This is a genomic window from Herbidospora galbida (assembly GCF_005233835.1).
Taxonomy (GTDB): Bacteria; Actinomycetota; Actinomycetes; order Streptosporangiales; family Streptosporangiaceae; genus Herbidospora; species Herbidospora galbida.
This window is the reverse complement of the sequence record NZ_SZQA01000023.1, coordinates 118,273-141,997: the sequence shown is the minus strand read 5'-3', so window position 1 is coordinate 141,997 and position 23,725 is coordinate 118,273. Positions and strand designations below refer to the sequence as shown.

25 protein-coding genes and 1 pseudogene are annotated in these 23,725 nt (G+C 71.5%); 14 read left to right on the top strand and 12 right to left on the bottom strand.

The window, feature by feature from the left end; translation table 11 throughout:
- Nucleotides 1-536, top strand: a pseudogene (locus FDA94_RS39380) (LLM class flavin-dependent oxidoreductase); the annotation flags it as partial.
- On the opposite strand, the gene FDA94_RS23375 reads toward FDA94_RS39380, so the two are convergent.
- Together FDA94_RS23375 and FDA94_RS23370 are read right to left on the bottom strand one after the other, a co-directional pair.
- Nucleotides 533-904, bottom strand: a complete 372-nt coding sequence (locus FDA94_RS23375; protein ID WP_137249214.1) for a hypothetical protein — start codon at nucleotides 902-904, stop codon at nucleotides 533-535. The pseudogene FDA94_RS39380 and the gene FDA94_RS23375 sit on opposite strands and share 4 nt — an antisense overlap.
- 9 nt (nucleotides 905-913) lie before the next feature.
- Entirely contained in the window at nucleotides 914-1,114 is a 201-nt protein-coding gene (locus tag FDA94_RS23370; RefSeq protein ID WP_212735460.1) for a carbonic anhydrase, read from the bottom strand.
- A 133-nt stretch (nucleotides 1,115-1,247) separates the two neighbouring features.
- On the opposite strand from FDA94_RS23370, the gene FDA94_RS23365 reads away from it, so the two are divergent.
- Entirely contained in the window at nucleotides 1,248-3,983 is a 2,736-nt protein-coding gene (locus FDA94_RS23365; protein ID WP_137249213.1) for an alpha/beta hydrolase, read from the top strand.
- Here FDA94_RS23365 and FDA94_RS23360 read toward each other — a convergent pair.
- Nucleotides 3,944-4,633, bottom strand: coding sequence for a GNAT family N-acetyltransferase (locus FDA94_RS23360; protein ID WP_137249212.1), 690 nt, complete (start codon nucleotides 4,631-4,633; stop codon nucleotides 3,944-3,946). The genes FDA94_RS23365 and FDA94_RS23360 overlap by 40 nt on opposite strands.
- Before the next feature lie 17 nt (nucleotides 4,634-4,650).
- On the opposite strand from FDA94_RS23360, the gene FDA94_RS23355 reads away from it, so the two are divergent.
- Nucleotides 4,651-5,259, top strand: a complete 609-nt coding sequence (locus FDA94_RS23355) for a DNA-3-methyladenine glycosylase family protein (protein WP_137249211.1) — start codon at nucleotides 4,651-4,653, stop codon at nucleotides 5,257-5,259.
- Here the strand turns inward: FDA94_RS23355 and FDA94_RS23350 are convergent.
- Complete coding sequence (locus FDA94_RS23350) at nucleotides 5,247-5,783, bottom strand: GNAT family N-acetyltransferase (protein ID WP_137249210.1); 537 nt, start codon at nucleotides 5,781-5,783, stop codon at nucleotides 5,247-5,249. The two genes, FDA94_RS23355 and FDA94_RS23350, sit on opposite strands and share 13 nt — an antisense overlap.
- Nucleotides 5,784-5,892: 109 nt before the next feature.
- Between FDA94_RS23350 and FDA94_RS23345 the strand changes: the two genes are divergently transcribed.
- Nucleotides 5,893-6,444 carry a 1,2-dihydroxy-3-keto-5-methylthiopentene dioxygenase gene (locus tag FDA94_RS23345; RefSeq protein ID WP_137249209.1) on the top strand — a complete coding sequence of 184 codons (552 nt, stop codon included), beginning with the start codon at nucleotides 5,893-5,895 and terminating at the stop codon, nucleotides 6,442-6,444.
- Here FDA94_RS23345 and FDA94_RS23340 read toward each other — a convergent pair.
- From FDA94_RS23340 to FDA94_RS23330, 3 genes are all read right to left on the bottom strand, one after another.
- Complete coding sequence (locus tag FDA94_RS23340; RefSeq protein ID WP_137249208.1) at nucleotides 6,428-7,762, bottom strand: NAD(P)/FAD-dependent oxidoreductase; 1,335 nt, start codon at nucleotides 7,760-7,762, stop codon at nucleotides 6,428-6,430. The two genes, FDA94_RS23345 and FDA94_RS23340, sit on opposite strands and share 17 nt — an antisense overlap.
- A gap of 19 nt (nucleotides 7,763-7,781) precedes the next feature.
- Nucleotides 7,782-8,204 carry an ATP-binding protein gene (locus tag FDA94_RS23335; RefSeq protein WP_137249207.1) on the bottom strand — a complete coding sequence of 141 codons (423 nt, stop codon included), beginning with the start codon at nucleotides 8,202-8,204 and terminating at the stop codon, nucleotides 7,782-7,784.
- Between the two features lie 101 nt (nucleotides 8,205-8,305).
- Nucleotides 8,306-9,073: a SigB/SigF/SigG family RNA polymerase sigma factor gene (locus FDA94_RS23330; protein WP_137249206.1), complete on the bottom strand. Its 768-nt coding sequence runs from the start codon at nucleotides 9,071-9,073 to the stop codon at nucleotides 8,306-8,308.
- Between the two features lie 184 nt (nucleotides 9,074-9,257).
- Between FDA94_RS23330 and FDA94_RS23325 the strand changes: the two genes are divergently transcribed.
- Nucleotides 9,258-9,599 (top strand): STAS domain-containing protein, encoded by a 342-nt coding sequence (locus tag FDA94_RS23325; RefSeq protein WP_232320143.1) that lies wholly within the window; start codon nucleotides 9,258-9,260, stop codon nucleotides 9,597-9,599.
- Here FDA94_RS23325 and FDA94_RS23320 read toward each other — a convergent pair.
- Nucleotides 9,596-10,291: a GAF and ANTAR domain-containing protein gene (locus tag FDA94_RS23320; RefSeq protein WP_232320142.1), complete on the bottom strand. Its 696-nt coding sequence runs from the start codon at nucleotides 10,289-10,291 to the stop codon at nucleotides 9,596-9,598. The two genes, FDA94_RS23325 and FDA94_RS23320, sit on opposite strands and share 4 nt — an antisense overlap.
- A gap of 68 nt (nucleotides 10,292-10,359) precedes the next feature.
- Between FDA94_RS23320 and FDA94_RS23315 the strand changes: the two genes are divergently transcribed.
- From FDA94_RS23315 to FDA94_RS23305, 3 genes are all read left to right on the top strand, one after another.
- The gene (locus tag FDA94_RS23315) at nucleotides 10,360-12,135 is read left to right on the top strand and encodes a SpoIIE family protein phosphatase (protein ID WP_137249205.1); all 1,776 of its coding nucleotides are present in this window, start codon (nucleotides 10,360-10,362) and stop codon (nucleotides 12,133-12,135) included.
- Nucleotides 12,136-12,144: 9 nt separating this feature from the next.
- Nucleotides 12,145-12,951 (top strand): MEDS domain-containing protein, encoded by an 807-nt coding sequence (locus FDA94_RS23310; protein ID WP_137249204.1) that lies wholly within the window; start codon nucleotides 12,145-12,147, stop codon nucleotides 12,949-12,951.
- Nucleotides 12,952-13,066: 115 nt separating this feature from the next.
- The gene (locus tag FDA94_RS23305) at nucleotides 13,067-14,110 is read left to right on the top strand and encodes a glycosyltransferase (RefSeq protein ID WP_137249203.1); all 1,044 of its coding nucleotides are present in this window, start codon (nucleotides 13,067-13,069) and stop codon (nucleotides 14,108-14,110) included.
- 186 nt (nucleotides 14,111-14,296) lie between these two features.
- Here the strand turns inward: FDA94_RS23305 and FDA94_RS41160 are convergent, their stop codons facing one another.
- Nucleotides 14,297-15,310 (bottom strand): PucR family transcriptional regulator, encoded by a 1,014-nt coding sequence (locus FDA94_RS41160; RefSeq protein WP_281286613.1) that lies wholly within the window; start codon nucleotides 15,308-15,310, stop codon nucleotides 14,297-14,299.
- 83 nt (nucleotides 15,311-15,393) lie between these two features.
- Between FDA94_RS41160 and FDA94_RS23295 the strand changes: the two genes are divergently transcribed.
- From FDA94_RS23295 to FDA94_RS23280, 4 genes are all read left to right on the top strand, one after another.
- Nucleotides 15,394-16,305, top strand: coding sequence for a proline dehydrogenase family protein (locus tag FDA94_RS23295; RefSeq protein WP_137249201.1), 912 nt, complete (start codon nucleotides 15,394-15,396; stop codon nucleotides 16,303-16,305).
- Nucleotides 16,305-17,957 (top strand): L-glutamate gamma-semialdehyde dehydrogenase, encoded by a 1,653-nt coding sequence (gene pruA, locus FDA94_RS23290; RefSeq protein WP_137249200.1) that lies wholly within the window; start codon nucleotides 16,305-16,307, stop codon nucleotides 17,955-17,957. The genes FDA94_RS23295 and pruA overlap by 1 nt, the downstream gene beginning before the upstream one ends.
- Nucleotides 17,958-17,972: 15 nt before the next feature.
- Nucleotides 17,973-18,818, top strand: coding sequence for an ROK family protein (locus tag FDA94_RS23285; protein WP_212735459.1), 846 nt, complete (start codon nucleotides 17,973-17,975; stop codon nucleotides 18,816-18,818).
- 205 nt (nucleotides 18,819-19,023) lie between these two features.
- The gene (locus FDA94_RS23280; RefSeq protein ID WP_137249199.1) at nucleotides 19,024-19,407 is read left to right on the top strand and encodes a pyridoxamine 5'-phosphate oxidase family protein; all 384 of its coding nucleotides are present in this window, start codon (nucleotides 19,024-19,026) and stop codon (nucleotides 19,405-19,407) included.
- 45 nt (nucleotides 19,408-19,452) lie between these two features.
- Here FDA94_RS23280 and FDA94_RS23275 read toward each other — a convergent pair whose 3' ends face one another.
- Both FDA94_RS23275 and FDA94_RS23270 read right to left on the bottom strand, forming a co-directional pair.
- Nucleotides 19,453-20,499, bottom strand: coding sequence for a hypothetical protein (locus tag FDA94_RS23275; protein ID WP_137249198.1), 1,047 nt, complete (start codon nucleotides 20,497-20,499; stop codon nucleotides 19,453-19,455).
- A gap of 81 nt (nucleotides 20,500-20,580) precedes the next feature.
- Nucleotides 20,581-21,120 (bottom strand): TetR/AcrR family transcriptional regulator, encoded by a 540-nt coding sequence (locus FDA94_RS23270; RefSeq protein WP_137249197.1) that lies wholly within the window; start codon nucleotides 21,118-21,120, stop codon nucleotides 20,581-20,583.
- Between the two features lie 76 nt (nucleotides 21,121-21,196).
- On the opposite strand from FDA94_RS23270, the gene FDA94_RS23265 reads away from it, so the two are divergent.
- Entirely contained in the window at nucleotides 21,197-22,249 is a 1,053-nt protein-coding gene (locus FDA94_RS23265; protein ID WP_137249196.1) for an aldo/keto reductase, read from the top strand.
- 9 nt (nucleotides 22,250-22,258) lie between these two features.
- Nucleotides 22,259-22,690 (top strand): DUF3592 domain-containing protein, encoded by a 432-nt coding sequence (locus tag FDA94_RS23260; RefSeq protein WP_137249195.1) that lies wholly within the window; start codon nucleotides 22,259-22,261, stop codon nucleotides 22,688-22,690.
- Here FDA94_RS23260 and FDA94_RS23255 read toward each other — a convergent pair.
- Nucleotides 22,674-23,711: a YihY/virulence factor BrkB family protein gene (locus tag FDA94_RS23255; RefSeq protein ID WP_137249194.1), complete on the bottom strand. Its 1,038-nt coding sequence runs from the start codon at nucleotides 23,709-23,711 to the stop codon at nucleotides 22,674-22,676. The genes FDA94_RS23260 and FDA94_RS23255 overlap by 17 nt on opposite strands.
- Between the last annotated feature and the right edge of the window lie 14 nt (nucleotides 23,712-23,725).

The following is a 23,725-nucleotide window of genomic DNA, read 5'->3' as shown; positions in this document are numbered from 1 at the left end:
CCGCCCTCGACCGGGCCGGCCCCGGCCGCGCGGGCTGGCACACCTCCGGCCAGCTGCGCCCCCGGCTGCCCGGACGTCCCCTGGTGACGACCCTGGCCGGGCCGGGCCTGCCGGTGGAGGTCGCGGCCCGCGCCGCCGACGTCGTGTTCGTCACCCCGCACGACCGCAGGGAGGCCGCCTCGGTGGCCGAGCGGGCCCGGCGGGCGGCACCCGGCGTGACGGTGCTGGCCGACCTGGTCGTGTTCCTGGACGGCGCCGGCCTGAAGGACCGCCTCGACGACCTCGACGGCGCCGCCTTCGACAGCGACGCCCACGTCTACTCGGGCTCGGCGACGGGCCTGGCCCACCTGCTGCTCGACTGGCAGGCGGCCGGGGTCGACGGCTTCCGGCTCCGGCCGGGCGTGCTCCCGCACGACCTGCGGGCCATCACCCGGCACCTGGTGCCGGCGCTCCGCGCCCGGGGCGCGTTCCGCTCGGCCTACCCGGTCGGCGACCTGCGGGAACGCTTCACCCGCCGGTACGCGCAGGTGTCCTAGACGAACTCCTGGCGGGGCGGCGCCACCGGCAGCCGCCCCACCTCGGCGGCGACGCCGACGATGCGGGCGCGGGCCTCGGCCCCGGCCGAGACGGGGGCGTCGCCGTCGACCGCGCCCGCGGCCTCCGAGAGCGACAGCCCCGCCTCCCGCAGCCGGGCCCGCAGTTCCCCGCTCTCGCGCCCGAGTGATGCCAGCCGGCCTTCGGCCGTGCCGAGCTCGATGGCGGCCGACAGCACCTGGGCGAGCAGCCCGGCCGACGCGCCACGCCACTCCGCCAGCAGCCGGGTCCTGCGGTTTCGCGCCTCCGCGGGATCGGCGGCGGCGAGGAGGCGCAGCTCGCGCGTCAGGGTCCGGGTCGCGGGGGACATCTCAGGCCTTCACCTCGCGCGGGCGGCCGGGTCGGCGAGGATCCGGCCGGCGTCGCCCTCCGTCAGGCTGAACAGTCCGTAGACGTTGAGGCGGGCGTCCATGCAGGCCGGCACGGCGACGCCCAGCGCGGGAGGCAGCGGGAGCGTGCCCTTGTCGAAGCCGGCGGCGTAGGTCTCGGCGCCGGCCAGGAGTCGGTCGGTGACGGTCATGGCAGCCACATTTACCCATATTTCCTACAGAGTCAATAGGAAATTCCGGCGAAACATGATCAGGAGCCTCCGGTAACAAACCGCTCATACCGTCCAAATCGCAACACCCGGCTCGTACGAGTAAGGCTCCCCCTTGCGTCACACCCTCCGCGGCACGGCCGCGTTAATGTCCCTCGCCTGCGTGGCCACCTTCACCGCCGCTCCCGCCTTGGCCGCCGCCGAGAACGACTGGACGGTCGACCGCGTGGCAGGCGGTTACAGGGTCACCGTGAACCTCGACGAAAAGCTCCCGATGGACTCGAGCGCCCCCTCGCTGCTCGCCGACGGGAAGGTGCTCGGCCCGGCCACCGAGTCGGCCGACGGGAAGTCCCTCTTCCTCGTCACCGCCGACCCGGCCGTCGCCTCCGCCGACGCGATCACCACCGACGTCCTCGACGAGGCCCCGGCCGCCAGGGCGCAGGCGGCGGCCACCCTCGCGGAGGTCCAGAAGACCGTCCTCCCGGACGACCCCTCCACGCCGGGAACGTTCCAGGTCAAAGAGGGTGTTTACGACTTCGGTGACCAGGCCGTCCCGCTGCTCAACATCGGCGGCATCCGCGGCGAGCTCACCGGCAAGATCTATCTGCCGGTCTCCCGCGAGCGGAAGCCGCTCGTGATCTTCCTGCACGGCCGCCACACCTCCTGCTACGGAACCGGGACCGCCAACCCCAACCGCTGGCCCTGCAAGCCGTCTCCCGACAGCACCTCGCAGCGCGCCACGATCCCCAGCTACATCGGCTACGACCTGCCGGCCCGCGCCCTCGCGAGCAACGGCTACGCCGTCGTGTCGATCTCGGCCAACGCGATCAACTCCAACGACAACCAGCTCGCCGCCGACTACGGCGCGCAGGCCCGCGGCCAGCTCGTCCTCGACACGCTGACCATGCTGGAGAACGCCGACGACGGCGACCCGGTCGAGTACCACGACGCCTTCACCGGCCGCGACGTCACGCTGGCCCAGGCGCTGACGGGCGCGGTGACCCCGGCCGACCTGAAGCGGGCCTTCGACTTCCAGAACGTCGGCATCATGGGCCACTCCCGGGGCGGCGAGGGCGTGGTCGCGGCGGCCACGCTGAACGACGCGCTGCCGCTCTACAAGCAGTTCGGCATCAAGGCGGTGCTGCCGCTGGCGCCGGTCGACTACGACCGCATCTCGCTGCCCAACACCGTGACGGCCACGATCCTTCCGTACTGCGACGGCGACGTGGAGAACCTCATGGGCCAGCACATCGTGGACGACTCCCGGCACGGGTTCGACGACAGCGTGCTGCGCTCGGCCGTCCTGGCGCAGGGCGCCAACCACAACTTCTTCAACACGATCTGGACGCCGGGGCTGTTCCCGGCCGCCACCGGCGACGACTGGTCGGTCGGCGGCACCGGCGCCAACGACCCGGTCTGCAACCCGGCCGCGTCCACCACCCTGCGCCTGACCGCGCCGCAGCAGGAGAAGGTCGGCGCCGTCTACATGGCGGGCTTCTTCCGGCTCGTGCTCGGCGACGAGAAGCGGTTCCTGCCGCTGTTCGACGGCTCGTCCGTCTCGGTCCCGTCGATCGGCTTCTCGGACGTGACCAGCGCCGCCACCCAGCCCGCCGCCTCCCGCAGGGACCTGGCGACCTTCGAGAAGCCCGAGGCGAACGTCTCGGTCACCGGTGAGGCCGCGCTCTGCTCCAGCATGGGCGGCTCCGGCGGTCTCCAGATCCCGCAGGACCAGCCGTTCTGCGCGACCGCGACCAACCAGGCGGCGCTCCCCCACTGGTCACCCGCGACGTGGGCGTTCAACATCCCGTCGTCGCCGATGATGCGCCTGAAGTCGGGCACCGTCACCGTGGCCGCCGGCGCCGACCTGTCCGGTTACGAGCAGCTCTCGGTCAAGATCGCCGCCGACGAGACCGTGGCGACCGCCACCGACGTCACCATCACCGTCACCGACGGCGCGGGCAAGACCTGGTCGTCGCCGGTCTCGGCGCTCAACTCCCGGGCCGTCACCCGCCTGCCCGGCTCCACCTCGGCCTGGCTGAAGAAGATCATCCTCCAGCAGGTCACCGTCCCGCTCGGCACGACCGGCCTGAACCTGAAGGACATCAGCCAGGTCTCCTTCACCGGTACGGGCGTCTACCTGTCCGACCTGTCGGCAGAGAACCGGGCGGTCGGCGCCCGGGTCCCCAAGCAGCAGATCGCGGTGGACGTCGCGCCCGCCCGGGTCGACGAAGGTTCCGGCCCGGGCACGGCGTCGATCGCCGTGGCACTCTCGGCTCCCGCCGACCACGAGGTCACCGGCTACGTCAGCGTCTTCGGCTCGGCCACCGGCCGCGCCGGGATCTCGATGAAGAAGGTCGTCTTCGCGCCCGGCCAGACCTGCGTGACCGTCCCGGCGGGCATCCTCGGCGACACGGTCGCGACGAGCACGGCGTCCACGTCGTTCAAGGTCTCGGTCACCAACACCGCCGGCGCGGTCATGGGCGACGGGGGCTTCGGCACCCTCACCGTCCGCGAGGACGACGGCGAGGTCACCACCCCCGCCTACGGCAAGCCCGGCGACGCGTGCGCCGAGTACGCCGCCTCGCTCACGCCGGGCAACCTCATCGTGACGAACGCGGTCGTCGCGGGCGGCTCGAACCCGGTGAAGGCGAGCGGCTACCGGGCCGGGGAGAGCGTGCAGTTCACCCTGGACGGCGCGGTCCTCGGCCGCGCGGTCGCCGACGCGTCCGGCACGGTCGCCTTCACCGCGGCGATCCCGGCGGGCACCCCCGCCGGGAAGGTCACGATCAGCGGCGTCGGCGCCGGTTCGGGCTACACCGCCTCGGCGGTGTCGCGGGTCAGGGCCTCCTGAGGCCGCAGCACCCGGAACGTCACGTTCCGGGTGACGGTGAACCCGAGTGACCCGTACAGCCGGACGGCGTTGACGTTGGCGGTGGCGGCGTGCAGGAACGGCCGCTCGCCCCGGGCGCGAACGCCCGCCACCACCGCCGACACCAGCCGCGACGCCAGACCCCGCCCCCGGTGGGCGGGGTCGGTGCACACGGCGCTGATCTCCGTCCAGCCGGGCACCCGCAGCCGCTCCCCGGCCATCGCGATCAGCCTGCCCTCCTCGCGGAGGCCCAGGTAGACACCCATCTCGATGGTCCGGGGGGCGAACGGCCCCGGCTGCGTCCGGGCCACCAGATCCAGCATCTCCGGTACGTCGCCCGGCCCCAGCACGCTCAGCGAGGGGTCGGCGGCTCCCTTCACGGCGGAGCCCTCCATCTGCACGCCGGGCAGCTCCAGGAACGTCTCCCAGCCCTCGCCCGCCTCGCCCTGGTTGATCGTCAGCACCTGGCCGCCGAGGTCGGCCCAGTCGCCGGGGCCGAAGGCGTCGGGCACCGCCGCGAAGGGCGACACGTCCAGGGGATAACGCCTGGTCCGGCCGCTGACGACGGCGAGGTGGGCGTGCGGCCCGGTCAGCGCGGCCCAGACGGGGTTGGCGAGAATGTCGGTTTCCACCGCTCCATAATGGCCTGATGAGGCCCTACGACCATCTGGCGGGCGACCCCGTGCTCGCGCGCCTGATCGGTGAGGTGGGCGAACCCGACCCGTACGCGTGGTTCAGTCCCGGGCGGTTCGGCCCGACGAACTTCTCCGGCATGGTCCTGCACGTCGTCAGCCAGCAGATCTCCACGGCCGTGGCGTTCACGTTCTTCGACCGGATCAAGGCCGCGGCCGGCGGTTTCCCCACGCCGGAGTCGATTCTGGCCATGGGCGCCGAGCGGCTCAGGGCCTGCGGGCTGTCGGGGGCGAAGACGGCCTACCTGCTCGACTTGGCCCACCGGCAGGCCGACGGCCTGCTCGACCTGGAGAACCTGGCCGGTCTCGGCGACGACGAGGTCGTCAAGACGCTGACCGAGGTGAAGGGGGTGGGCGTGTGGACCGCGCAGTCGTTCCTCATCGCCCAGCTCCACCGGCCCGATGTGCTGCCGGCCGGCGATCAGGGCATCAGGCGGGCCGTCGAGCGGGCTTGGCAGCTGGAGGGGCTGCCCTCCATCGCGGAGGTGCGGGCCAGGGGGCTGCCATGGGCTCCCTATCGGACGTACGCCGCCGCCCTGCTGTGGCGGTTCTTCTACGGCGCGTAGACCAGGTCCCACTCGTGCGACAGGGCCGCGTAGGTGGTCACGTCGTGCCAGCGGCCCTGCGTCCGGAACAGTTGCCGCAGGGTGGCCTCGGGGCGGAGCCCGGCGTCGAGCATGATGCGCTCCATCAACGGCTGGTCGTGGCGGTGGCAGGCCCAGATCCGGTGGATGCCGAGGTGGGCGAAGGCGTACTCGATGAGCAGGCGGCCCGCCTGGGCGCCGCGCCCCTGGATGGGCGAGCCGGGCAGCAGCACGAGACCGGTGATCATGGCGTTGCTGCCGTAGTCCTCCAGCAGCAGCCCGATCAGCCCGTGGACGGCCTCGTCATCGGGTTCGGTGATGGCCAGGGTGATGCGCCGGTCGGAGCGCAGCCCGGCCAGGAAGGTGGCCCGCGCCCGGTCCTCGTCCATGCGGTCGACGCCCAGATAGCGGGTGAGGACGGCGCTCGTGTAGACCTGCGTGTAGACCTTCAGGTCGGCGGGCCGCAGGCTGCGGAGTCGTACGTCGGTTCCGCGCACATCGATCATCGGACGAGTCTTCCCAGGTCACTGAAGTGTGATGTCATGATCACGGAGCGTAGCAAATGACGTGATCATGCTATGGCGATCACCGGGCCGTGGTGGTTCCCTGGGAGGCATGACCTACCTCACCGTCTACGGCGAAGACGCCGAACTCCTCCAGCGGACCGAGAACCCGGCCGAGATCGCCGCCACCCTGGGCGAGATCGGCGTCCGCCTGCGCCACTGGGACGTCGTGGCGACCGGCCCGTCCGCCGACGACGTGCTGGCGGCGTACGCCGAGCAGATCGCCAAGGTCAACGCCGAGGAGAGCTACACCTTCGTCGACGTCGCCCAGCTCGGCCCCGACGCCGACCCGGAGGTCGCCGCCGGCGCGCGCGCCAAGTTCCTCAACGAGCACACCCACGACGACGACGAGGTGCGCTTCTTCGCCCGCGGCGCCGGGATCTTCTACCTGCACGTGAACGGGAGGGTGCACGCCGTGCTGTGCGAGGCGGGCGACCTGCTGAGCGTGCCGGCCAAGACCACCCACTGGTTCGACATGGGCACGCGGCCCGACTTCTGCGCGATCCGCTTCTTCCACGACGACGACGGCTGGATCGGCGATTTCACCGGCGACGCCATCTCGTCGCGGATCCCCGACTTCGACGCGATCACCGCCGGGCGTTAGCGGCCTCCTCCTGGCTCCTGGTCGCGAACTCGAACTCCTCGCGCGGCCGGGCGAGCGCCCCCAGGGCGACGACCTCGCGCTTGAAGAACAGGGCCAGCGTCCAGTCCATCAGGATCCGGGCCTTCCGATTCAAGGTCGGCATCCGGGTCAGATGGTAGGACCGGTGCATGAACCAGGCCGGGAAGCCGCGCACCTGGACGCCGTAGATGTTCGCGACCCCCTTGTGGAGCCCGAGCGAGGCGACCGAACCGGCGTTCTTGTGCCGGTAGGGCCGGCGCTGCCGGCCGCGCATGGTCGCGATCAGGTTGTCGGCGAGCCGTCTGCTCTGCCTGACGGCGTGCTGGGCGTTCGGCGGGCAGTACTCGCCGGGCCGGGTCAGGTCGGGGACCGCTGCGGAGTCCCCCGCCGCGAAGGCGAAGTCGGTGCCGTCGATCAGGAGTTCGGCCGAGGCGGCCACGCGGCCCCGGTCGCCCGTCGGCAGGTGCTCGACCAGGGGGTTGGCCTTCACCCCGGCCGTCCACACCAGCGTCTCGCACGGGATCGACTCGCCGTCGTCGAGGACCACGACGTCGTGCTCGACCGACTTCACGCGGGTGTTCAGCCGTACGTCGATGCCGCGTTTGCGCAGCTCGTCAGTGGTCCATCTGCCCAGCTCCGGGCCGACTTCGGGCAGGATGTGGTCGCTGGCCTCGACCAGGATCCAGCGCATCGAGTCGCGGCTGATGCCGTGGAAGTAGCGGCACGCGTCGGCCGTCATGTCCTCCAGTTCGGCCAGCGCCTCCACCCCGGCGTAGCCCGCCCCGACGAAGACGAAGGTGAGCGCGCGGGCCCGGACCTCCGGGTCGTCGGTCGAGGCGGCCGTGTCGAGCTTGCCGAGGATGTGGTTGCGCAGGTGGGTGGCCTCTTCGACGGTCTTGAAGCCGATGCCGTTCTCGGCCAGGCCGGGGATCGGCAGCGTCTTGGTGATCGACCCCGGGCAGAAGACCAGGTAGTCGTAGCCGAGGACCCGCTCAGGCCCTTCCATCGGCGCGAACCGGGCCGACTTCCCGGCCAGGTCGATGTCGCAGATCCGGCCGCTCAGGATCTTGCACCGGGGCAGCACCCTGCGCAGCGACACCACCACATGCCGGGGCTCCAGGTTGCCCGCCGCCGCCTCGGGGAGGAACGGCTGATAGGTCATGTAGGAGTCGAGATCGGCGATCGTGATGCCGACTCTGCCCTGCTTGAGCTCCTTGCGCAGCCTGCGCTGGAGCCGGAGGGCGACGTACATGCCGACGTTGCCCCCGCCGACCACCAGAATTCTGGATGAAGGGGTCATTCCAGACCCGTACCCCGCCTCAGAGGGGGAAACGCATCACCACGGTCGACCCGGTCTCGCCGGTCACCACGCGCATCTCGCTGCTGAGCCGCCGGGCCACCCACAGGCCCATCCCGCTCGTCGCGTTCTCACGCGGCGGGGTGAAGCCCGGGGGCGACTCGGACGACAGATGCCAGTGCCGGCCCTCGTCGTGGACGTCGGCGATGAGAAAACCGGGTTCGAACGAGACCCTCAGCCGCGCCTTGGTGGCGCCGTGGGTGACGGCGTTGGTGGTGACCTCGTTGAGGGCGACGAGGAAGTCGTTCACCCGGTCTTCCGGCATCCCCCCGCGTCGGGCCAGCGCAGCCGCGAACTCCCGCACGTCGGGCAGATCGGCGAGGGAGAAGGTGATCTCCTTCGCGGCACCCGGTGCGGGAGGCGGCGCGACGCCGTCCTCGTTCACCCGCTAACGCCTTCCAGTAGTGGCGGCACTCCGAAGAAAGATACCCCGGGCCATCACGGCACGTTGCCCGATATCCCGGGGAATCGGGTCGAAAACCGCCATTAGGCGACAAGCTCCGCGCGCAACTGGTCGAGAACCTTCCGCAGAATCCGCGACACATGCATCTGGGAGATGTCGAACTCGGCGGCGATCTCCGCCTGCGTCATGTTGCCATAGAACCGTAGCAGCAGGATGTTCTTCTCCCGCTCCGGCAGTTCGTCGATGAGGGGCTTGACCGCCTCGCGGTCGATGAGGGTGGCCAGGCTGTCGTCGCTGTCGGGGATCACGTCGCCCAGCGCGGCCGCGTCGTCGTCGGCGCCCATCGGCGCGTCGAGCGAGAGCGTGCTGTACGCCGACGAGGCGTCCAGCGTGAGGAGCATGTCCTCCTCGGAGATGCCCATCCTCTCGGCCAGCTCGGCGACCGTGGGGAACCGGCCGTTCTCCTGGGTCATGTCGGCGACCAGGCGGTTGAGCTCCGACCGGCGCTCCTGGTAGATCCGGGGCACCCGGACGGCCCAGGTGCGGTCGCGGAAGTGCCGCTTGACCTCACCGGTCATGGTGACCATCGCGTAGCCGCGGAAGCTGTGGCCGAGGGTGGGGTCGAAACCGTTGATGGCCTTCATCAGCCCGACGTACGCGGCCTGGAGGAGGTCTTCCATCGGCTCGCCCCGGTGGAGGTAACGCCGGGCGATGTCGCGGGCCATGGGGCGGTGCATCTCGACGATGATCTCGCGCAGCCGGGCGGCGCGCTCATCGGTGGTGCCGGGCTCGTTGAGCTCGACCAGCAGGTCTTCGGCGGTGATTTCGGCGGCCATCAGGTCGGCAGACATGTCGCTGTCTCCTAGGGGAAAACGCGAGACCCCCGAAAACGCGGAAAGGTCCGCGCAGACAGACGTCTCGCTCAAGAAAACGAGACGAAGCCCTCTGCTGGACCTCTTCCGCCATAATGCCCCGAATCGGGGCGTTACACAACTCCCGGGAGGACAGTAAGGTTGCGTCGAAGGAGGCGAGGCGGTGGCAACCCTGACGATGCGATCGAGTGCCGTGGCGGATTTCGTGGTGATCCACATCGACGGGATCCTCGACGCCACCACACGTGAGCAGTTCTCCGACCACCTCGACGCGGTCGCCGACGACCACGGGCCCGACATGATCCTCGATCTGGGCGGCGTGACGTTCATGGACTCGCGGGCGCTGGGGCTGATCGTCCACCACTGGCAGCGGGCGACCGCGGCGGGCGGGCACTTCGCGCTGGTCAACGTGCAATACCCGGCCTCGAAGGTGATGTGGGTGACCGGCCTCGCGCAGCGCCTGCCCATGTTCGAGACCGTCGACGAGGCCGTCGCGGCGGTCTAGTTCTTCGCGTTCTTCTGCTGGTGCTCGGTGACCAGCAGCTTCGCCAGGTCGGCGACCTTGACCTGGTGGTGCTGGGAGATCCGGCGCAGCTCGTCGAAGGCCTCTTCGGGGCTGCATCCGCTGGCCTGCATGATGATGCCCTTGGCCTGGTCGATCAGGGCCCGGCCGGCCATCGCCTCCTGCATCTGGGCCGCGCCCGTCAGCACGTCGTCGAACTCCCAGATGTTGGCCAGCGCGACCGTGACCTGCTCGCGCAGCAGCTCGGTCAGCGGCACGTGGTCGGCGAACACGCCCGGCCGCACCCCGTAGAGGCCGATGACCACGATCGCGCCGTCGACCTCGACCGGCAGCACGAGGATCGAGCGCACCCCGTGGCGGACGGCCGCGGCGGCATAGCGGGGCCAGCGCTGGTCGCGCATGACGTCGCCCACCACGATCGGCCGGCCGCTGCGCAGGGCCTCCCGAGAAGGGCCTTCGCGCAGGTCGCGCTCACGGTCGCTGACGGCGATGAGTTCGCTGTGCGAGGACGCCAGCAGCACCCGGTCGTCCATCCAGAGCTCGGCGGTGCCGCCCGCGCAGCCGGGCACGCCCCTGGCGATGGCCTCGGTAACCCCGCGGAGCACGCTCTCGGCGGAGGTTCCCTCGGTGACCCGTCCGAGGGCGGCGAGATCACGGGCGAGAATGGGAATCACAGGGAACACCATTCCCCTAGTTTGAGGTCTAATCATCCGATGACGGATGCGAGAGGGAGCACACACCGGTGACCGACCTGGAGCAGCGGCTGGGCGAGTTCGCGGCGCGGGTCGCCGACCTGCCCCGCAGCCACGAGCTCGAGACCGCCGAAGGGCTCGTCCGCGACGCCCTGGCCGAGCTGGCGAAGGCGAAACGGCGGCGTGACGGCGGCCCTCAGCGCGAGCAGAAACTGCTCCGGCAGATCTTCCGCACCCTTCCGATCCCGGTGATCGTGATGGACACCGGCGGAACCGTCCGCCGGATCAACAACGAGACCACCCGGCTGCTCGGCAGCCCGGCCGGATACCTGATCGGCCGGGCGTTCCCGCTGCTCATCGAGTCGTCCCGGCGGGCCGTCTTCCGAGCGAGGTTCGCCGAGGCGCTGCGCAGCGAAGAGAGCACGACCTTCGAGACGCGGCTGGCCCACCAGGGCCGGGCCCACACGGTCCGGCTGGTGCTGAGCCGCCTGCGGATGCCCGGCGAGCCGCAGGAGATGGTCGCCGCCGTCGCCCTGCCGACCGACGTCCAGCTGACCGGCCCCGACAGCGGCAAGGACACGCCCGACGAGGCGCTGTTCCTGGAGGCGGCCCGCCGCCACGAGCTGTCGGCCCAGCTCACCCGGCTGCTGCTCGACGACGAGAGCCTCCGCGAGCCGGTCGCGCTGATCCGCGCGGCCCGGCTGCTGGGCGCCGAGACGGCCGACTGGGTGATCGCCGACATGGTCCGCGACGGCGGCCTCCACCGCGCCGCCGTGATCGCGCCGTCGACCCAGCCGGTGGCCAAGCTCCAGCGGGCGGTCGAGGCCCGCGACCCGGCCGAGGCGCCGCTGGTCGCCCGCGTGCTGGCCACGCGCAGCGGGGTCGTCCACGAGATGCTCAGCGACGACAGCCTGCTCGGCGCCGACGTGCTGACCCAGATGAAGGCCGGCTCCCTGCTCTCGGTCCCCATCCAGTCCGACGACGAGGTCGCGGGGGTGCTGACCCTCGTACGGCTGCGCGACCGCCCGCCCTTCGGCCTGGCCGACCTGGGGCTGCTGGAGGAGATCGGGGCCCACCTGGGGCTGGCCCTGCGCGCCCAGCGGAGCTTCCAGCGCAGCTCCAACGCCGCCGACGCGCTGCGCAGCGGCGTGCTCCCCCGGTCGCTGCCCGAGGTGGCCGGGTTCGAGACGGCCGCGATCTACCACCCCGGTTCGGCCATGCGGGCGATCGGCGGCGAGTTCTACGACGTCTTCCCGATGAAGGGCGGCTGGGGCTTCGTCATCGGCGGCGCGGCCGGACGCGGCGAGGAGGCCGCCTCGGTGACCTCGCTGGTCCGCAACGGGATCCGGGTGCTCAGCGCCTTCGAACGCGACCCCGGAGAGGCCCTCCGCAAGGTCAACGACGCCCTGCTGGCCCAGCACACCGGCCTGTTCGTGATGGCCGCCGCCGGCTTCGTCCGCGGCCGGAAGGTCCGCCTGGCCTCCGCCGGGCACCACCCGGCCGCGCTGCTCCAGCCCGACGGCGGGGTGCGCTTCACCGAGGGCGGCGGGGTGCCGCTCGGCTTCGAGGAAGGGGCCGTGCCTGCCACCGAGGAACTGACCCTGACCTCGGGAGAGACGCTGGTGCTCTACTCCGACGGCCTGGTCGGCACCCGCAGCTCGGCCGGGGAGAACTACGGCGAGGCCCGGCTGACCGAAGTGCTCGCGCGCTGCGTCAACCAGCCGCCCTCGGCGGTGGTCAAGGCGATCGAGGAGGACCACCGCGCCTTCTGCGACGACGAGGTCGTCGACGAGGTCACGGTTCTCACCCTGCGTCGTTCCCGCTAGCCTTGCCTGGTGCAGCCCGGTGACCACAGGTCCGTCGCCTATTCCGACGAGGCCGAGTTGGAGCCCGTGCTGGCCCCCTTCATCGGCGAAGGGCTGGCCGGCGCGGACAAGGTGCTGTATTTGACCGATGTGACCCATCCGGCCGTCGTCACGGGGCTGCTGCGCGGCTGGGGCGTCGACACCGCCGGGGCCGTGGGCTCCGGGCGGCTCGACATCCGCCGGCTTGAGGCCTTCGACCCGGGCACGCTGGTCGCCGACGTCGCCGCCGAAGCCGAACAGGCCAGGTCAGAGGGCTACCGGGCGCTGCGGGTGACCGGCGAGATGAGCTGGGCCGTCCGCGTCGGCACCGACCGGCTGACCGAGTTCGAGACCGGCATCCAGCGGGTCTACGACACCGGTGCGGCGCTCGGGGTGTGCCAGTTCGACAAGCGGCTGTTCGCGCCCGGCGTGCTGGCCGACCTGCTCCGGCTGCACCGGCCCGACGACGGCGACCTGCTGCTCGAAACGGCCCTGCTGCGCATCCGGCGGACCTTCGGCCCCGACGGCATCCAGGTCGAGGGAGAGGTCGACGCGACCTCCTCGGCCGATCTGGCCCGCCAGCTTTCCCAGGCGACCGGGACGGTTCCCGGAGATCTTCACGTCGACCTCCACGGGGTCACGTTCATCGACCTGGCCGGGCTGCGGGCCCTGGTCGACACCGCCAAGACCCTCGGTGACCAGCGCGAACTCGTGCTCGGCCCGGTGCCGGAACACGTCAGCCACCTGATGCGCCTGATCGGCTGGCACACTTCGCCGGGCCTGCGCATCGACGCCTGATTCATCTGAAAACTTGCGTTTAAAGCTCATCGGTGTACGGTAAAGACCACAACACAGTTCGTGCCTAAGACGCAGGCACACCCCTTTCATCGCGCTTATCGCCATGAGGTGTGCCATGCATATCGCCATTGTCGCCACGAACAACCTTTCCGTCACCGCCCCCGCCGTCGCCCGTGAACTGGGCCGGGGTCACGAGGTCACCGTCTACACGCGGGACGACGCGCAGATCAAGGGCGTACGGGTCGAGCGGGTGCCCGCCGGGCCCGACAAGAACCTTTCCGAGAGCGACCTGCTCCCCTACATCTCCGACTTCAGCGACGGCCTCAAGCAGCGCTGGAACGCCGAGCGCCCCGACGTCATCCACGCCCACTCATGGACCGGCGGCCTCGCGGCCATCGCCGGCTCCGACGGCCTCGACGTCCCGGTGACGCAGACCTTCCACCACGACGACCGGCCCTCGGCCCAGGTCCTGCGCCTGGAGCGGGCGATCGGCCGCCGGGCCCGCGCGGTGATCGCCGCCTGCGCCGGCGAGGAGTCGCAGCTGATCCAGATGGGCGTCCCGCGCCGCAACATCTCGATCGTCCCGGGCAGCGTCGACATCGAGCGGTTCCGCCGCCAGGGCCCGGCCTTCCCGCGTGACGGCCGCCCGCGCCTGCTGCACGTGGGCGCCACCGGCGCCGGCGCCGTGGTGAACTCCCTGACCTCGATCCCCGACGCCGAACTGGTCGTGGCCGGCGGCGACGACCCGGTCCTGGAGCGGCTGCGCATGCTGGCCCGCGCCCGCGGCGTCGAAGACCGGCTGACCCTCCTCGGCGACGTCCCCCACAACGCGATGCCGAAGCTGATCCGCAGCGTCGACGTGGCCCTGTCGCTCCAGCCGACCGTGCCGACCGGCACCGCGGCCCTGGAGATCATGGCCTGCGGCGTCCCGGTGATCGCCTCCGCGTCCGGAGCCCACCTCGACTCGGTCGTCGACGGCGTGACCGGCTTCCTGGTCCGCCGCCCCGCCGAGGTGACCACCCGCATCCGCGACCTCCTCGGCGACCGCACCCTCCGCTCGGCCCTGGGTTACGCCGGCGCCGACCGCGCCCGCTCGCGCTACTCGCTGGAGCGCGTCAGCCAGGAGCTCCTTCGCGTCTACGAAAGCGCCTGCGCCTGAGACCTCTCCCCTGAGGGAAAACCCGAGCGCCCGCGATGCTCCGGCCATCGCGGGCGCTCGGCCCGTTATAAGACTTCTCTGTTACGGCTTCGCCCGGTCGGCACCGACCGCCAACGAGGGCCGGCCCCCGTAACCGGCGGCAGGCAGCCGCTTCGGCGGGCCTGGCGACGAACCGTCTTTGGCCATTCACAACCTTCTCGCCTTGAGCGACAGGTGCAGCAGTAGGCGGTCCTGGCCGTTGGAGAGGTCCTTGCCGGTGAACTCCGCTGCTCGGCCCAGGCGGTAATAGAGGGTCTGGCGGTGGATCCCCAGCGCGGCCGCCGTCTTCTGCACGTGGCCCGCCCGGTCGAGGTAGGTCTCCAGCGTGGCCGCCAGCTCCTCCGGGAGGGCGGACGTCTCGCCCGCGAGTTCCGCGAGCTCGTGGTGGGGCAACCTCACCAGGTAGCGGTAGACGCCCAGCTCCGACCAGTGGGCGACGGGCTCCCCCGTCTTCTCGGCCACCCGCAGCGAGCTCAGGGCCTCCCGCCAGCTCTCCCACGCGTCCTCCGGGTCCTGACGCGGGTCTCCCGCGCCGACGGGGACGCCGTACATGGCGTTCAGGCGGGTGGCCGCCTCGCGGGCGCGGACCGGTGGGGCCAGGAACGCCGGGTGGGCGCCGGCCTGGCCGGTCAGCACGTCGCGCGGCAGCGACCAGGAGACGGGGACCTCGGCCGGGCCGGCCGCCACGGCCAGCGCGACCAGCGGGCCCTCGATCCCCCGGGCCGCCTCCAGGCGGGCCTGCGGGTTCGGGGAGAACAGGTCGTCGAGGGGGGCGCGGCGGATCTGGGCCTCGTGGGCCAGCGCCGCCGCCAGGCGGGCGAACAGGGGCGCGGCGCGGTCGAGCAGGGCGTCGGGGAGCCTGCCGCTGTCGAGGAGCCACAGGTAGCCGTAGGTGACGCCCTTGTGCCGCAGCGGGACGCAGACGCGGGCGAGGAAGCCGGGGGCCTCGGGGATGCGTACGGGATGGTCGGCCGTAGCGATCCCGTAGGCCTCGAAGTGGGCCCTGGTCGCGGCGGTGGCGCGGCGGCGGAGGATGGACTCCTGGCGGACCTCGTCGACCACGCCGCTCTGCACGCCGTAGGCCACCAGCTCGAAGGCGCGGTCTTCGACGGTGACCGACGCGTCGAGCAGGCGGGCGATCTCGTCGACCAGGTCTTGCATGCTGACATTATTGTGCATTTGTCTGAAGAGACTTGGCCGGATGTCCGTGGAAGGGTACTTTCCGGGCGAATTACGCTGTGTGCATGCTCGGTTCCACGCTCCTCGCCGTGTCGAGGAATCCGCTCGCGCGCAAGGCCGTCACGGCCCTGCCGCCAACCCGGCGCGTCGTCGACCGGTTCGTCGCCGGAGAGGCCACCGCCGACGCCGTGGCCACGGTCGAACGGCTGACCCGGTCGGGGCTCATGGTCACCATCGACCACCTGGGCGAGGAGGTGCGCGACACCGACGCCGCCGTGACGACCACGAAGGCGTACGTGGAACTGCTCGACGCCCTCGCCCCGCTGGGGCTGGGGCACCGGGCGGAGGTGTCGGTGAAGCTGTCGGCCGTCGGGCAGGCGCTCGACGACTCGATGGCCCTCGAACACGCCCGGGAGATCTGCGAGGCCGCGCTGGGCGCGGGGGCCACGGTCACCCTCGACATGGAGGACCACACCACGGTCGACTCCACCCTGGGCATCCTGCGCGACTTGCGGGCCGACTTCTCCGACGTCGGGGTGGCCATCCAGGCCTACCTGTTCCGGAGCGAGGCCGACTGCCACGACCTGCGCGACTCGCGGGTCAGGCTGGTGAAGGGCGCCTACCGGGAGCCGGCGTCGGTGGCGCACCAGAAGAAGAACGACGTCGACCTGGCCTACGTGCGCTGCCTGAAGGTGCTGATGGCGGGCACCGGGCACCCCATGGTGGCCACCCACGACGACCGGCTGATCTCGATCGCCGAACTGCTCGCCGACCGGCACGAGCGGGCCCGCGACACCTACGAGTACCAGATGCTCTACGGCATCCGCACCGACAAGCAGCAGGCGCTCGCCAACTCGGGCGCGCTGGTCCGCGTGTACGTGCCCTACGGCGACGACTGGTACGGCTACTTCATGCGCCGCCTGGCCGAACGACCGGCCAACGTGGCCTTCTTCCTGCGTTCCCTAGGGGGTAAGTGATGGACGCCGTCTCCACGGTCCCGGTCCCGGTCAACGAGCCGGTCCGGTCCTACGGCCCCGGCAGCGCCGACCGCGCCATGCTGGAGGGGCGGCTGAAGGAACTGGCCGCCACGAGCATCGACCTGCCGATGACGATCGGCGGCGAGCGCCGCATGGCGGGCGGGGCCCCCATCCCCGTGGTCCAGCCGCACAACCACGCCTCGGTCCTCGGCACCACCAACGACGCCACCCCCGCCGACGTGCGGGCGGCCGTCTCGTCCGCCCTGGCGGCGGCCCCGGCGTGGCGGGCGCTGAGCTTCGACGAGCGGGCGGCGATCTTCCTGCGCGCGGCCGAACTGCTGGCCGGGCCGTGGCGGGCCACCCTGAACGCCGCGACCATCCTCGGCCAGTCGAAGTCGGCCCAGCAGGCCGAGATCGACGCGGCCTGCGAGCTGATCGACTTCCTGCGCTTCAACGTGGCCTTCGCCCGGCAGCTCCTCACCGAGCAGCCGGTCTCCTCCCCCGGCGTGTGGAACCGGATGGAGTACCGCCCGCTTGAGGGCTTCGTCCTGGCGATCACGCCGTTCAACTTCACCGCCATCGCCGGGAACCTGCCCGCATCGGTGGCGCTGATGGGCAACGTGGTGGTCTGGAAGCCGTCTCCCACGCAGCAGTTCGCCGCCCACTTCACGATGGCGCTGCTGGAGGAGGCCGGCCTGCCCCCCGGTGTGATCAACCTGGTGACGGGCAACGGCTCGGCGGTGTCGGAGGTGGCGATGACCCACCCGGCGCTGGCCGGCGTCCACTTCACCGGCTCGACGGCGACCTTCCAGCACCTGTGGGCGACCGTCGGGGCCAACATCGGTCACTACCGGGCCTACCCGCGCCTGGTCGGCGAGACCGGCGGCAAGGACTTCGTGCTCGCCCACCCCTCGGCCGACCCGGCGGCGCTGACGACGGCGCTGATCAGGGGCGCGTTCGAATACCAGGGCCAGAAGTGCTCGGCGGCGTCGCGGGCCTACGTGCCGCGCGCGATGTGGAACACGATGAAGGACGACTTCGTCTCCCTGGCCGAGTCGCTGACCGTGGGCGACGTGGCGGCCGACCTGTCGACGTTCATGGGCGCCGTGATCGACGCCCGCGCGTTCGCCAAGCACAAGGCGGCCATCGATCGGGCGCGGGCGGCCGACAACATCGCGGTCCTGACGGGCTCCTACGACGACACCACCGGCTACTTCGTGCGGCCGACCGTCCTGGAGTGCGGCGACCCGACCGACGAGATCTTCACGACCGAGTACTTCGGCCCGATCCTCGCCGTCCACGTCTATGACGACTTCGAGGCCACGCTCGCCCAGCTGGAGTCGGCCACGCCGTACGCCCTGACCGGCGCCCTCATCGCCCGCGACCGCTACGCCATCGCGTCGGCCTCGGAGAAGCTCCGGTACGCCGCCGGCAACTTCTACGTGAACGACAAGCCGACCGGCGCGGTGGTCGGGCAGCAGCCGTTCGGCGGCGCGCGGGCCTCGGGGACCAACGACAAGGCCGGCTCGATCCTCAACCTGATCCGCTGGGTCAACGCCCGGACGATCAAGGAAACCTTCGTGCCGCCGGTCGTCCTGCCGCCCTACCGGGGCGACATCCCCCAGACCGGCTGGCAGCAGCCGGAGCTCTGACGGCAGACTGTCGGGGTGATCAGGTACGGAGCCGTCGAAGCGGGCGGTACGAAATGGGTGTGCGCGCTCGCCGACACCGACGGAAACATCGTGGCCACCGAGGTGGTCCCGACGACGACCCCCGACGAGACCATCCCGGCCGCCGTCGACTTCTTCCGGCGTCATCCCGCCCCCGCGGCGGTCGGCGTCGCCACGTTCGGCCCGGTCGACCTGTCGACCGGGCACATCACGGCCACGCCCAAGCCGGGCTGGTCGGGCGCCGACGTGGTGACGCCGTTCCGCGAGGGGCTGGGCGTCCCGGTCGGGCTCGACACCGACGTCAACGGGGCGGCGATCGGTGAGTGGCGCTACGGCGCGGGCCGGGGGCTGCACACGCTGGCCTACATGACGGTCGGCACCGGCATCGGGGTCGGCGTCGTGGTCGACGGGCGGCCCCTGCACGGGCGGACCCATCCCGAGGCGGGGCACATGCTGGTCCCCCACGACACGAAGCGCGACCCGTTCCCGGGGGTGTGCCCGTTCCACGGCGACTGTCTCGAAGGGCTGGCGTCGGGGACGTCGATGCGGCAGCGCTGGGGGCGTCCCGGGCAGGAGCTCGGCGACGGCGAGCCGTGGGAGCTGGAGGCCGACTATCTGGCGAAGGCCGTACACAACCTGGCCTCGACCCTCTCCCCCCAGGCCGTGATCATCGGCGGCGGGGTCGGCGGACGGCCGGGGCTGCTCGACCTCGTGCGGGCCCGCGCCGCCGAGCTGGCCGGGGGCTACCCGCTCGACACGCTCATCGCCGCGCCGGGGCTGGGGAACCTGTCGGGGGTGACCGGCGCGGCCGAACTGGCCCGCCAGGCGCTGAACGCTACCTGAGGACCGGCCGAAGCCCCAGGTGTCGCCCGCGTTGTCGGCGGCCGGCCCGATCAGGACGATCGCGTAGACGATGTGGTCGTTCACGAACGGGTTGGCCGCCAGGGGCAGCGCGTCGACCCACCCGTCCGTCAAAGGACCTTCGGCCCGCCTGGGAGGGGCCCATCGGCCATGTCCGGTGGCCCGCGCGGCGTCCACAGTGGAGGCCATGAGCACCCTGCGCACTCTCACCGCCGACGAATGCCTCGCCCTGATCGCCCCCGGCGGCGTCGGCCGGATCGCCTTCAGCGGCTCCCACGGGCCGACCATCCTCCCGGTCAACTACCGCCTCGACGACGGCGTGATCGTCTTCCGCACGCGCACCGGCGGCGCCATGGACGACGATCTGCGCACCCACGTCGACGACCTGGAGATCGTGGTCGCCTTCGAGGTCGACGCGATCGACCCGGAACACCGGGAGGGCTGGAGCGTGCTGGTCCAGGGCCCCTGCCACCACGCGCCCGGCGCGCCGGGCGACTCGTGGGTCGAGGACCGCGACCACCTGATCACCATCAGGCCGCAGCGGATCACCGGGCGGCGGCTGGAGGCCTAGCGCGTGATGCGGATCTTCCGGTACGCGGGCCGGCTTCGCCGATCGTCAGTCGACGGCGCAGGTCTGGTAGCCGCGACTCACCGTCGTGATGACGCCGTTGACGCCGACGACCTCCAGACGCCAGAGGGCCGAGTCGCCCATGCTCGAACTGACCACCTTGTGCACGGGTGCGCGGCCGCCCGCCGAGGAGGTGATCATGACGGTCTTCCACGGCTCACGCGCCCACCCGGCCTCCTCAGTGAAGCGGGACCAGGCATAGGTGAGCTGTCCGGAGGTGTTGCTCTCGGCGTAGCCCTCCAGCCGGTACTTGAACGGGGTCCAAGGAGTGCACGTGCCGGCGGTGCGGGTCAGGGAGGCGAAGTCGGCGCCGATGCGGTGTTCGCCCGCGCACACCGTGCGGTAGGCCCCCCACTCCACCGCGTCGACATGGGTCTCGGGGCTGACGATCCGCACCGCGATCCAGTCGGCCCCCAACGGATTGGCGACCGGCAGGCGATGGAAGGGAGTGCTCACGGTCTTGGCGCCCGGTTCGGTGAAGACCACCTCGTGCACTCCCTGGGCGCCCCGCAGGTCCGCGCCGTCGTTGGTGATCCACCGGTAGCGGACGGTCTGCGCGATCGGCGAGGTGATCTGCGCGGTGGCCGTGTGCACGACACCGGCGCCGCATGGGCCGAGGTGTTCGGCCGCCGGCTGGATTTCCGGCGCGTGCGGCATGGGCTCGTCGCAGGCCAGGGTGTACGGGATGGTCGCCGTGCTCCCGACGCCGGTCAGCCGGATGGTCGTGGACTTCGGCCCGCGCCCCCAGTAGTGCGTCTTCGTGGTGGTCACGGTCATGGATCCGGCCTCGGCGAAGACCACCTGCTCAACGCGGCCGGTGCCCCATTGGTAGGCGACCGCGCGGGGGCCGTCGACCGTGATCGTGGCGCTGAGGGTGATCTGCGCGGGCTCCGGGTAGCAGGAGCCGGTGTGCGAGGACGGCTGTGCTCCCACGGCCGCCACCGTGGCGTTCGGAATCGGGGTTTCCGCGTAGGCGGGAGCTGCGCCGGCCGTCAGCACGGCCGTCAGCGACACCAGGACACTCCATAACCGCATGTCTCGTCCTTCCAGGAGGGATCGAGATCATCCTGAGGAGGCCAGCTTGCGGCCGGATGGTGGATGAGTTGGAGCGATTCTCTAGCGCGGCCGGGCGCGGAGCCCGTCGAGGATGAGCGCCAGCATGCGGGGCGACCGGTCCTCCGGGCCCGGCGCGGCTCGCCAGAGGGCGCCGCTGAGCTGGAGGAAGTCGCCGGGATCGGCGTCGTCGCGGATGCTGCCGTCCTTCTTGCCCGCGTCGAGGATCTCCGCGATCGCGGCGACAACCGGGCCGTAGGTCCGCTCGGTGATCGCCTGGTGGGCGCCGGGGCTGAGGGCGTCGCCGAGGCCGTGCTTCCTCCGCATGGCCTCGACCAGGTCGGTGGTCCAGCGGCGGAGCGCCTCGATCGGCGGATGCGCGGCCAGCAGGTCGGGCACGGTGCCCAGGATGCGGTCGACCTCGTCCTGGTAGACGGCCAGGAGCAGCGCCTCGCGGGTCGGGAAGTTGCGGTAGAGGGTGCCCGCGCCGACGCCGGCGCGCTGGGCGACCTGGTTCATCGACGTGCCGCCGTCTTCGGCGAACGCCTCGCGGGCGGCCGCGAGGATGCGCATCCGGTTCTCACGGGCGTCGGAACGGACCATCGAGCTCCCGCCTTGCTATGTGGAGAACTCTCCACTACGTTATCCGGAGAGTTCTCCACATAGTTTAGAGGTACAGATGCGCTACATCAAACTCGGCACGACCGGCCTCGACGTGTCCCCCATCGCGATCGGCGCGATGACCTACGGCGAGCCCGGCCGGGGCCACCCGGTGTGGTCGAGGGGCGAGGCCGAGGCGCGGCCGCTGATCAGGCACGCGCTGGAGGCGGGGATCAACTTCTTCGACACCGCGAACATGTACTCCGACGGGTCGAGCGAGGAGATCCTCGGCCGGGCCCTGCGCGACTTCGCCGACCGCGACGCCGTGGTGATCGCCACGAAGCTGCGCCACCCGATGCGCCTCGGGCCGAACGGCCGGGGACTGTCACGCAAGGCGATCATGACCGAGGTCGACCACTCGCTGCGGCGGCTCGGGACCGACTACATCGACCTCTACCAGATTCACCGCAACGACCGTTCGACGCCGTGGGAGGAGACCCTCGACGCGCTGAACGACCTCGTGAGGGTCGGCAAGGTGCGCTACCTCGGCGCGTCCTCGATGCACGCCTGGGAGTTCGCCAAAGCCCTCCACCTGCAAAGACAACATGGGTGGGCGCGGTTCGCGTCGATGCAGGACCACTACAACCTGCTCGCCCGGGAAGAGGAGCGGGAGATGATCCCGTTGTGCCTCGACGAGGGCGTCGGCACCGTCGTCTGGTCGCCGCTGGCCCGTGGCCGCCTCGCCCGCGCGTGGGACGACGCCAACGCGACGGCGCGGTCCGCGACCGACGGCGCGTTCGCGGACCTGCTCTACCCACCGGCGGACGAGGCCGCCAACCGCATGATCGTCGACGCCGTCGGGCGGGTCGCCGACGCGCACGGCGTGAGCCGGGCGCAGATCGCTCTCGCCTGGCTGCGCCGCCAGCCGGTCGTCACCGCGCCGTTGGTCGGCGCCGGGTCGACCCGGCAGATCGACGAGGCCGTGGCGTCACTGGACGTCGAGCTCTCCGACGACGAGGCACGGGCGCTGGAAGCCCCCTACACCCCGCGATGGGACTGGCAGGGCGTCTCGGACGAGGCCCAGTTGCAGGCCATCCGTGACCGGATCCCCGGCATGGCGCTGTCTCGTTAACCTGCCGGGGTGGAACGGGTTGTCCTGGGGCTGATCCTGGAGTTCGTCGGCCTTCATCTGCTGGCTCAGGGCCAGGCCGTGGCGCGGGCGGCGCGGGCCTTCCTGGCGGTCGCGGTCCGCGCCGAGGGCGAGGTGATCGCGCTGCGGGTCAGCCGTGAGGGAGTGGCGCAACGGCCCCGGCCGGCCCACGTCTACCTGCCGGTGCTCCGGTTCCGCACCGCCGAAGGCAGGGTGGTGGAGGCCCGCTCGCCCGTCGGCGGCAACCCGGCGCCGGCCGCGAAGGGCGACCGGGTCGGCGTCCTCTACGACCCGGCCGACCCGAGTGACGTCCGCATCGACACCGTCACCGGCCACGGCACGACGGCCGGGCGGTGGCTCACGGGCCTCGGGGCCGGGCTGCTGGTCGTGGCGTTCGGCGTGGTCGTCAGCGCCGCTTGGTGACTCTCGCCACCAGCACCCGGGCGGCGGCCAGGAGGGCCATGCCGACCGCGCCCACGATCGGCTCCCGCTCCTCCTCCTTCGTGGGGCCGGGGTCGGGCATGGCGGGTTCGGTCTGGTGGGTGCGCGAGGCTTCGAGCTGGGCGGCGAAGGCCAGGCCGAGGAACAGGGCGATCGAGGTCAGGAACGACCAGAGCAGCAGCGCCATCACCGCCGTCAGCGGGCCGTAGGTCTCGCCGAAGCTCTCGTTGAGGCTCGTGTAGAGGGCCAGGCCCATGGTGAAGGTCGTCCAGAGCACGAGGGTGACGAGCGCGCCGAAGGCCAGCCACGTGTGGCCGGGCTGCCGGCGGCGGGGCGCGGCGCGGAAGATGACCGAGGTCGCCACCAAGGCGAGCAGGAAGCCCAGCGGCCATCTGACCAGGTCGAAGGCGAAGCGGAGGCCCGGGCCCCAGTCGTACACGCGGGTGAGGGCCTCTTTCAGGGCGTCGCCGCCGACCATGATGACGAACCCGGCCACCATGAAGGAGCCTGCGGTCGTCGCCAGGACGAGCCCGCGCAGGTATTTGCGGTGGAAGGGGCGGTCGCGTTCGATGCCGTAGATGCGGTTGGCCCCGCGTTCGACCTGGGCCATGGTGCTGACCAGGGCGAACACGGCGGTGCCGAGGCCCAGCCACAGCGCGACCGCGTCGGAGCGCGAGCCGCCGTCGAGGATGTCGCGGACGGCCGCGACGCCCTCTCCCGGGCTCAGCCGGCTGAGGGTCAGCGCCAGGACCTGGCCGAGCTCCTCGGTGTGGACCACCGAGGAGAGCCCGACCAGGGCGATCGCGCCGGGGATGACCGACAGGCACATCTGGAACGCCAGAGCCCGCGAATGGCTCATGCCGTCGCCGTAGCGGAAGCGCACGAACGAGTCGCGGGCGAGCCGCCAGGCGCCGTAGGCGCGCAGAGCGGCCCACGCGTCGTCGGCGGAGAGGTCGTCGCCGGTCATGGACTGGGTTTGGGGGACGAGGGTCGCTGAGCCCACGCCGCCAAGTTACC

Excerpts from the sequence above, each read along its gene's own strand:
- FDA94_RS23375 (WP_137249214.1), bottom strand. The coding sequence starts at position 904 with ATGTCCCCCGCGACCCGGACCCTGACGCGCGAGCTGCGCCTCCTCGCC.
- FDA94_RS23370 (WP_212735460.1), bottom strand. The coding sequence starts at position 1,114 with ATGACCGTCACCGACCGACTCCTGGCCGGCGCCGAGACCTACGCCGCC.
- FDA94_RS23355 (WP_137249211.1), top strand. The coding sequence starts at position 4,651 with ATGAGGCCCTACGACCATCTGGCGGGCGACCCCGTGCTCGCGCGCCTG.
- FDA94_RS23350 (WP_137249210.1), bottom strand. The coding sequence starts at position 5,783 with ATGATCGATGTGCGCGGAACCGACGTACGACTCCGCAGCCTGCGGCCC.
- FDA94_RS23345 (WP_137249209.1), top strand. The coding sequence starts at position 5,893 with ATGACCTACCTCACCGTCTACGGCGAAGACGCCGAACTCCTCCAGCGG.
- FDA94_RS23340 (WP_137249208.1), bottom strand. The coding sequence starts at position 7,762 with ATGACCCCTTCATCCAGAATTCTGGTGGTCGGCGGGGGCAACGTCGGC.
- FDA94_RS23330 (WP_137249206.1), bottom strand. The coding sequence starts at position 9,073 with ATGTCTGCCGACCTGATGGCCGCCGAAATCACCGCCGAAGACCTGCTG.
- FDA94_RS23305 (WP_137249203.1), top strand. The coding sequence starts at position 13,067 with ATGCATATCGCCATTGTCGCCACGAACAACCTTTCCGTCACCGCCCCC.
- FDA94_RS41160 (WP_281286613.1), bottom strand. The coding sequence starts at position 15,310 with ATGCAAGACCTGGTCGACGAGATCGCCCGCCTGCTCGACGCGTCGGTC.
- FDA94_RS23295 (WP_137249201.1), top strand. The coding sequence starts at position 15,394 with ATGCTCGGTTCCACGCTCCTCGCCGTGTCGAGGAATCCGCTCGCGCGC.
- pruA (WP_137249200.1), top strand. The coding sequence starts at position 16,305 with ATGGACGCCGTCTCCACGGTCCCGGTCCCGGTCAACGAGCCGGTCCGG.
- FDA94_RS23280 (WP_137249199.1), top strand. The coding sequence starts at position 19,024 with ATGAGCACCCTGCGCACTCTCACCGCCGACGAATGCCTCGCCCTGATC.
- FDA94_RS23275 (WP_137249198.1), bottom strand. The coding sequence starts at position 20,499 with ATGCGGTTATGGAGTGTCCTGGTGTCGCTGACGGCCGTGCTGACGGCC.
- FDA94_RS23270 (WP_137249197.1), bottom strand. The coding sequence starts at position 21,120 with ATGGTCCGTTCCGACGCCCGTGAGAACCGGATGCGCATCCTCGCGGCC.
- FDA94_RS23265 (WP_137249196.1), top strand. The coding sequence starts at position 21,197 with ATGCGCTACATCAAACTCGGCACGACCGGCCTCGACGTGTCCCCCATC.